Genomic DNA, 6721 nt, shown 5'->3' on the forward strand with positions numbered 1-6721 from the left:
GGAGCCCGGTCAGAACCAGCGCTGGAACAGATCCACGATGTAACCCACCAGCTGCCCCGAACTGAAACCGAAGAACGCGATCGCCACCAACGCCGCGATCCAGTTGAACAACATCAGCGCGCCGTCACGTTCCAGCAGCGCCAGCGAGAACAGCAGCAGCTGGAAGCCGAACAGGAAGTTGGTGAACGGAATCGGCAACGACAGCAGGACCCCCAGCAGCACCAGCAGAAGGCCGCTGAAGGCATGCGCCGGCAGCGGTGTCAGCAGTTGCGGCAGGCGCGGCGACAGCATCCGGTCGAGCCGCCGCAGCGGGCGGTCGATGCGGTCCAGGAAACGGTGCATGGTGCTGCGCCTGGGCCCGCGGCGGGCGATGAAACCGGGCAGCCAGGGGCGGCGCAGGCAGAACAGCATCTGCAGGCCGATAAGGATCACGAGGGGACCGCTGACCGCACCGCCCAGGCCTGGAATCGGGATGAACGAGGGCAGGATCGCCACGAACAGGAACACGCCGAACGCGCTCTGCTGCAGGTTGCCCAGGATCTGGCCGAGCGGCATGTGCTCGGCCGGGTCGCCGGAGGCGAACATCTCCAGCAGGGTGCGGATGCCCTCGTTGCGGTAGGCCGGGCGCTCAACGCCCGGACCCTGGCCGGACTCAGGCGGTGAGCTCATCGGCCTGCTCGTCGGACAGCGTGCGCAGCAGCAGCTTGTCCACCCGCGCACCGTCCAGATCGACCACCTCGAAGCGCCAGCCGGCCCAGTCGAAGTACTCGCCTGCATGCGGAATGCGGCCGAAGTAGTGGATGCACATGCCGGCCAGCGTGTAGTAGTCGCCATCCTCGGCATCGGGCAGGTCGTTGCTGCCGATCAGCTCGCGCAGGTCCTCGATCGGCAGCGAGCCATCCACCAGCAGCGAACCGTCTTCACGGGTCACCACCAGCGCATCTTCGTCGGCGTTCTCCACCGCCTGCAGGCGGCCGACCACGGCGCCCATCAGGTCGCTGATGGTCACCAGGCCCTGGATTTCGCCGTACTCGTCCACCACCAGCGCCATCGACTGCTGTTCCTCGCGGAAGATCTCCAGCAGCTTCATCGCGTGGGTTGATTCGGAGACGTACAGCGGTTCGCGCAGGGTCTGGAACAGCGCGTTGTCACCGCGCGCCATGCGCGTGGCCAGCGATTTCAGTTCAAGCACGCCGACCACGTCCATGTCGTTGTCGCGGTATACCGGGTACCGCGAGAACTCGTGCTCGGCCATGATCTCCAGGTTGCGCTCCAGGCCGGCCTGGGTATCCAGCCAGGCGATGCGGTTGCGCGGGGTCATCAGGCTGTCGGCGGTGCGGTCGCCCAGGCGCATGACGCGGTTCATCATGTCGCGCTCGTGGGCGTCGATCACACCGGCCTCGTGACTCTCGGCCACCAGCATGCGGATCTCTTCTTCAGTCACCGAGGCGACTTCATCCTTGCCCAGGCCGAACAGGCGCAGCACCAGCTGGGTGGTCTTGGACAGCAGCCAGACGAAGGGCAGGGCCAGCTTGGCCAGCCAGCTCATCGGCATCGCGACCAGGCCGGCAATGGCCTCCGAACGGGTCAGCGCCAGGCGCTTGGGCACCAGTTCGCCGAAGATCAGCGTGATGAAGGTGATCAGGCTGACCGCCAGCGCGGTACCGATGTTGCCGGCGTAGGCAAAGCCGGGCATCAGGCCCTGGATCCAGCCGGCGAAGGCTTCACCCAGCGCTTCACCGCCGAGGTAGCCGGTCAGCACGCCGATCACGGTGATGCCGATCTGCACGGTGGACAGGAAGCTCTCCGGCTTCTCCGACAGCTCCAGCGCCTTGGCGGCACGCTTGGAGGTGGCGGCCATCTGCTTCAGGCGGCTCTTGCGCGAGGTCATGACCGACATCTCGGACATGGCGAAGAAGCCGTTCAGCAGAACAAGCGCGAAGACAATCAGGATCATTTCAAACACGGGCGTCGTCCCCGGTTGGTGGCAGGGAGGGCGGGTGCTTGCGATGGCGGCTGGCGCTCAGGAACAGGGTCCGGCGCGGCGCAGGGGGATAAGGGTCGTCGTCCATAAGGTGCGCCCGAAGGCGCGCTGGCATCTTAGCAAAGGGGCGTGGCAGGGTGGCAACTGCCTGTTCAGGTTGAGGGTTCCAAGGCCCCGAAAGGGGGCGGGGATACCCGTGATGGTCATCTAGCCGTCATAATTCCGTCTGGTGCCGTCCTTCCCGCGACGGCTGACAGGTTTCTCAATGTTCTCTCTGCAGACCATTTTCGGTTCCGGCAAACAGTTCTACACCCTGCTCGATGAGGCTGCCGTCGCGGCTTCCGACGCCGCCAAGGCGCTGCATTCCATGCTGCGCGAGGCCGACCGCCAGCCCGCGCTGGACGCCTTCAAGCTGGCCCGCCTGCGCGAACGCGCGGCCTCGGACAAGATCAGCCAGGCGCTGGTGGACAGCTTCATGACCCCGATCGAGCGCGAAGACATCGAAGCGCTGGGCTCGGCGCTGTACAAGATTCCCAAGCAGATCGAGAAGTTCGCCGATCGCTATTCGCTGGCCACGACCCACCTGGAGCACATCGACTTCGCGCCGCGCGCGGCGATGCTGGAACAGGCCGCCGGCGTGGTGGTGGAGATGGTGGCCGACCTGCGCCACATGAACCTGGACCGGATGACCGCGCTCAACGAGAAGCTGCGCTCGCTGGAGAACGAGGCCGACCGCCTGATGCTCGAGCTGTACCGCGACATCTATTCGGGCCGCCTGGACAACCTGCAGATGTTCCTGCTGAAAGAATTCTTCGAGATCCTGGAAAAGGCCATCGACCGTTGCCGCGAGGCCGGCGTGGTGGCGTACCAGATCGTGTTGAAGAACAGCTGACGGACGCCGCCGCATGTTGACCCTTGTCCTGGTGGTGATCCTGGCCGCGCTCGTTTTCGAGTTCATCAACGGCTTCCACGACACTGCCAATTCCATTGCCACCGTGGTGGCGACCAAGGTGCTCTCGCCCGGCTGGGCGGTGATGCTGGCCGCCTTCATGAACCTCATCGGTGCGCTGACCGGTACGGCCGTCGCATTGACGATCGCCTCCGGCCTGCTCAACACCAACGTGGTCGACGTCACCCCGCAGGTGATCCTGTGCGCCCTGCTGGGCGGCATCATCTGGAACCTGATCACCTGGTGGAAGGGCCTGCCGTCCTCGTCCTCGCACGCCCTGATCGGTGGTCTCTGCGGCGCCGGCCTGGCCGCGGCCCACAACAACTGGGACGCCCTGATCTGGTCCGAGCGCCTGGGCAGCTGGGCGCAGAACAAGGGCCTGCTGTGGAAGGTGTTCGTGCCGATGATCACCTCGCCGATCGCCGGCTTCCTGCTCGGCATCGTAGTGATGGTGCTGCTGTGGGGCCTGATTGCCGGCCTGGCCAAGATTGGTGGTGCCATTGGTCGTCTGGCCCGCCCGCGCATCGTCAACGCCTTCTTCGGCAAAGCGCAGATCGCCTCGGCGGCCTACATGGGCTTCGCCCACGGCCACAACGACGCGCAGAAGACCATGGGCATCATCGCCATGACCCTGATCGGCGCCGAAGCGACCGGTGCGCTGGATGACCTGCCGTCGTGGCTGGCCTTCATGCACCCGGACGCCAGCGCCGGTGACGGCATCGCGATGTGGATCGTGCTGACCTGTGCGGTGGTGATGGCGGCCGGTACCGCTTCGGGCGGCTGGAAGATCATCAAGACCCTGGGCCACAAGATGGTCAAGCTGCACCCGATCCACGGCTTCGCCGCGGAGACCAGCTCGGCCACCATCCTGACCCTGGCCGCGCACTTCGGCATGCCGGTCTCGACCACGCACAGCATCTCCACCGCGATCATGGGCGTCGGCTTCGCCAAGAACCCGCGTTCGCTGAAGTTCGGCGTGATCGAACGCATCGTCTGGGCCTGGATCCTGACCATCCCGGCAGCCGGCGGCTGCGCATACCTGATCCTGAAGCTGTTCGAGCTGTTCGGCTGGACCTGATCGCCACGCCAAGGTTGCAAACGAAAAAGCCCGCCGGTATCCGGCGGGCTTTTTCATGGGCAAAGAATTTTTCCGCACACATCGTGTCGACCAAGGTCGACACCTACCAGAGCAGAAACAGGGATCCGATCCCGTGCCGACCAACGGTCGGCACCCACCAGCAGCAGCGGGAAACTGTCGAAGGCGGGGTGGGTCCGGTTGCGGGGGTGTGAGCGGCATGGATGCCGCGACCAAGCCCCCATGGACGGGTTTACGGCGTCCCCCGCAACCGGACCCGCTCCGCCAACCCACGGAATGCCAGCTTTTGCAGTTGCAGTGGCCGTGGCAGTCAGCGGGTGCCGGGCCGCAGGCCCGGCCGAACCCCTCAATTACGTTGGAACAGCGCCTGCACATCCTTCCGGAACGCCGCTTGGCTGTCCGCCCGGCTGTAGAACATGTGCCCGCCCGGATAGCTGCGCACCTGCACCCGGTCCGGGTTGCTGCCCATCGCCGGCATCTGGTCCACCGTCAGGATCGAACCCATGAACGGGCACGACAGGTCATTCCAGCCGTGCACGATCAGCACCTGCAGATGCGGGTCGATCGCCACCGCCTGGCGCAGTTGGGTCACCGCACCCTGGCGCAGTTCGCCGTTGCGGTCCCACAGCCGGTTCACCTCGTAGTTCAGCGCCTGGTAGCGCGCATCCACCTTCCAGCCGACCACGCGCGTCACGAAGTCGACCATCGCCGTGGTGGTCGGCGCAATGATGCTGTCCAGCAGCGGGTCATTGGCGCGCTGCTCCGGATCATTCGGGAACGGATCGAACGCGGTCACATTGGAGTCGTAGCGGCTGCCCAGCGTGCCCTTGTCGCGGAATACTTCGCGCAGGTAGGCCTGGGTTTCAAGACGGCCACCGGCACGGCGCACGAACTGCGGGTCCAGCCCGGTCAGCTCGGTCACCCGGCGCAGCATCGCCTCGGTCGCCTGCGGATCGCTGCGACCCTTCATCAGCGCAGTGGCGTAGTCGCCACGGGTGTACTCCACCACCTCACGCATTGCTGCATCGGTCAGCTTGCCCTGGCGCTCCAGGTGCGCGGCGGCGATCGACGGCAGTGTCTGCATCCATGCCATCGGCGAGACATCGGCGTTGTCTTCCAGGGTCGGGCTCAGGTACGGCGAGACCAGCACCAGGCCGTTCATCGCCACGCCCAGCCGCGTCTGCAGGAAGTGGGTGATGCGCGGGCCACGGTAGCCACCATAGCTCTCACCGGTCAGGTACTTGCGCGCGCCCATGCGCTGGTTGCGCAGCAGCCAGTCGTAGATCGAGCGCGACAGGTACTCGATGTCGGCACTGGGGTTGTACAACTGCTTCTTCGCCTCGTCATCGCTGATGCGTGCGCGGCTGAAGCCGGTGCCGACCGGATCGATGAACACCAGGTCGGTGAAGTCCAGCCAGGTGCCCGGGTTGTCGTGCAGGGTGGCCGGCGCCGATGCGCTGTCACCCTCCGAACCAAAGGTGACCACCTTGGGCCCGATCGCGCCCATGTTGAGATAGACCGACGACGCCCCGGGACCGCCATTGAGCGCAAAGGTCACCGGCCGGTCCTTGCCCGGCATCGTATAGGCGGTGAACACCACATCGGCGATCACCTTGCCCTTGGCATCGCGTACCGGCAGGGTGCCGACGGTGGCGGTGTAGTCCAGGGTGCGGCCGGCCAGGCGCATGCTCTGGCGGGCCGATGCATCGGCGGGCAGCGCAGGCGCTTCGGTCTTGTCGTCTTTCGGATCGGCCTTGGTGTCGGCGTCGGGCGCGGCCAGCACGCTGGCAGGGGCGATGAGCAGGCCGACGCAGAGCGCGGCAGTGTGCAGCAGGGACTTCATGGCACCGGATCGGCAGCGGAAGGGGGTTCCGATGCTAGGCCGGTGGCGGGCATGCCGTATGTGTCCAAAGGCATGCCCGCCGGTCGAGGCCGCCACTGGCCAGATTGGGTCAAGCGGGCAGGGGTGTGCGCACGTCGTCCGCCAGCAGACCGTATACCGCCGAATCGGACAGTTCACCCTGGATGCGCCAGCGCTGCCGCAGCACGCCCTCCAGTTGGAAGCCCAGCCGTTCAAGCACGCGTGCCGAGGGCTGGTTGCGCGGGTCGACCTCGGCTTCCACGCGATGCAGGTGCAGGGTCTGGAACAGGTAGTCCAGCAGGTGCTGCAGCGCTTCGTGCATGTAGCCCCGGCCCTGCCTGTCGGGGGCCAGCAGGTAGCCGATCTCGGCGCGTGCGGCATCGCGGTCCAGCGCGAACACCACGCAGATGCCCAGCAACGGGCCGTCCAGCGTTTCGCGCACGGCCAGCTTGAGCTGGGTGCCGGTGGCCTGTGCAGCCAGGTCATCGTCGATCTGCGCGCGCGACTCGGCCGGTCGTGTCCACGCCGGGTGGTTCCAGAACCGCATCACGTCCGGATCGGACTGGATCGCGAACAGGGCGGCCGCATCGTCGCGGCGGATCGGGCTCAGGACCAGGCGCGCGCTGTGCAGTGGCAGGCCCGGGAACAGTAGCGAGTGGCTGGCCAATACGATGGTCCACACGGATGGACGCGCATTATGGCGCCGCCGGGTTTGCCGATGGGGGCGTAATGCCCAGCCGCGCATGGACCGGTAGTGCCGGCCGCTGGCCGGCAGATCTGCCTGGATCACGCGGATGCCGAGGGTGCCGGCCAGCGGCCGGCTCTACCGGG

General features: G+C 66.3%; 6 protein-coding genes. 2 read left to right on the forward strand and 4 right to left on the reverse strand.

All coding sequences use genetic code 11. From position 1 onward, the window contains the following. Nucleotides 1-9: 9 nt before the first annotated feature. Nucleotides 10-669, reverse strand: a complete 660-nt coding sequence (locus R1H25_RS18045; RefSeq protein ID WP_317224261.1) for an exopolysaccharide biosynthesis protein — start codon at nucleotides 667-669, stop codon at nucleotides 10-12. Then, complete coding sequence (locus tag R1H25_RS18050; RefSeq protein WP_049445691.1) at nucleotides 653-1957, reverse strand: hemolysin family protein; 1305 nt, start codon at nucleotides 1955-1957, stop codon at nucleotides 653-655. The genes R1H25_RS18045 and R1H25_RS18050 overlap by 17 nt, the downstream gene beginning before the upstream one ends. Nucleotides 1958-2249: 292 nt before the next feature. On the opposite strand from R1H25_RS18050, the gene R1H25_RS18055 reads away from it, so the two are divergent. Beyond that, entirely contained in the window at nucleotides 2250-2876 is a 627-nt protein-coding gene (locus R1H25_RS18055) for a DUF47 domain-containing protein (RefSeq protein ID WP_004152833.1), read from the forward strand. Nucleotides 2877-2889: 13 nt separating this feature from the next. Further along, the gene (locus R1H25_RS18060) at nucleotides 2890-4011 is read left to right on the forward strand and encodes an inorganic phosphate transporter (protein WP_032128946.1); all 1122 of its coding nucleotides are present in this window, start codon (nucleotides 2890-2892) and stop codon (nucleotides 4009-4011) included. 364 nt (nucleotides 4012-4375) lie between these two features. On the opposite strand, the gene R1H25_RS18065 is transcribed toward R1H25_RS18060, so the two are convergent. Next, nucleotides 4376-5872: a S10 family peptidase gene (locus tag R1H25_RS18065; RefSeq protein ID WP_317224262.1), complete on the reverse strand. Its 1497-nt coding sequence runs from the start codon at nucleotides 5870-5872 to the stop codon at nucleotides 4376-4378. A 109-nt stretch (nucleotides 5873-5981) separates the two neighbouring features. Further along, nucleotides 5982-6557: a GNAT family N-acetyltransferase gene (locus tag R1H25_RS18070; protein WP_057499501.1), complete on the reverse strand. Its 576-nt coding sequence runs from the start codon at nucleotides 6555-6557 to the stop codon at nucleotides 5982-5984. Nucleotides 6558-6721: the final 164 nt, after the last annotated feature.

The sequence above is a fragment of the Stenotrophomonas veracruzanensis genome (assembly GCF_032911525.1).
In the GTDB taxonomy this organism is placed as follows: Bacteria; Pseudomonadota; Gammaproteobacteria; order Xanthomonadales; family Xanthomonadaceae; genus Stenotrophomonas; species Stenotrophomonas africana.

What these genes read in the sequence shown, in the direction of transcription:
- R1H25_RS18045 (WP_317224261.1), bottom strand. Translation starts at nt 669, where the DNA reads ATGAGCTCACCGCCTGAGTCCGGCCAGGGTCCGGGCGTTGAGCGCCCG.
- R1H25_RS18050 (WP_049445691.1), bottom strand. Translation starts at nt 1,957, where the DNA reads ATGATCCTGATTGTCTTCGCGCTTGTTCTGCTGAACGGCTTCTTCGCC.
- R1H25_RS18055 (WP_004152833.1), top strand. Translation starts at nt 2,250, where the DNA reads ATGTTCTCTCTGCAGACCATTTTCGGTTCCGGCAAACAGTTCTACACC.
- R1H25_RS18060 (WP_032128946.1), top strand. Translation starts at nt 2,890, where the DNA reads ATGTTGACCCTTGTCCTGGTGGTGATCCTGGCCGCGCTCGTTTTCGAG.
- R1H25_RS18065 (WP_317224262.1), bottom strand. Translation starts at nt 5,872, where the DNA reads ATGAAGTCCCTGCTGCACACTGCCGCGCTCTGCGTCGGCCTGCTCATC.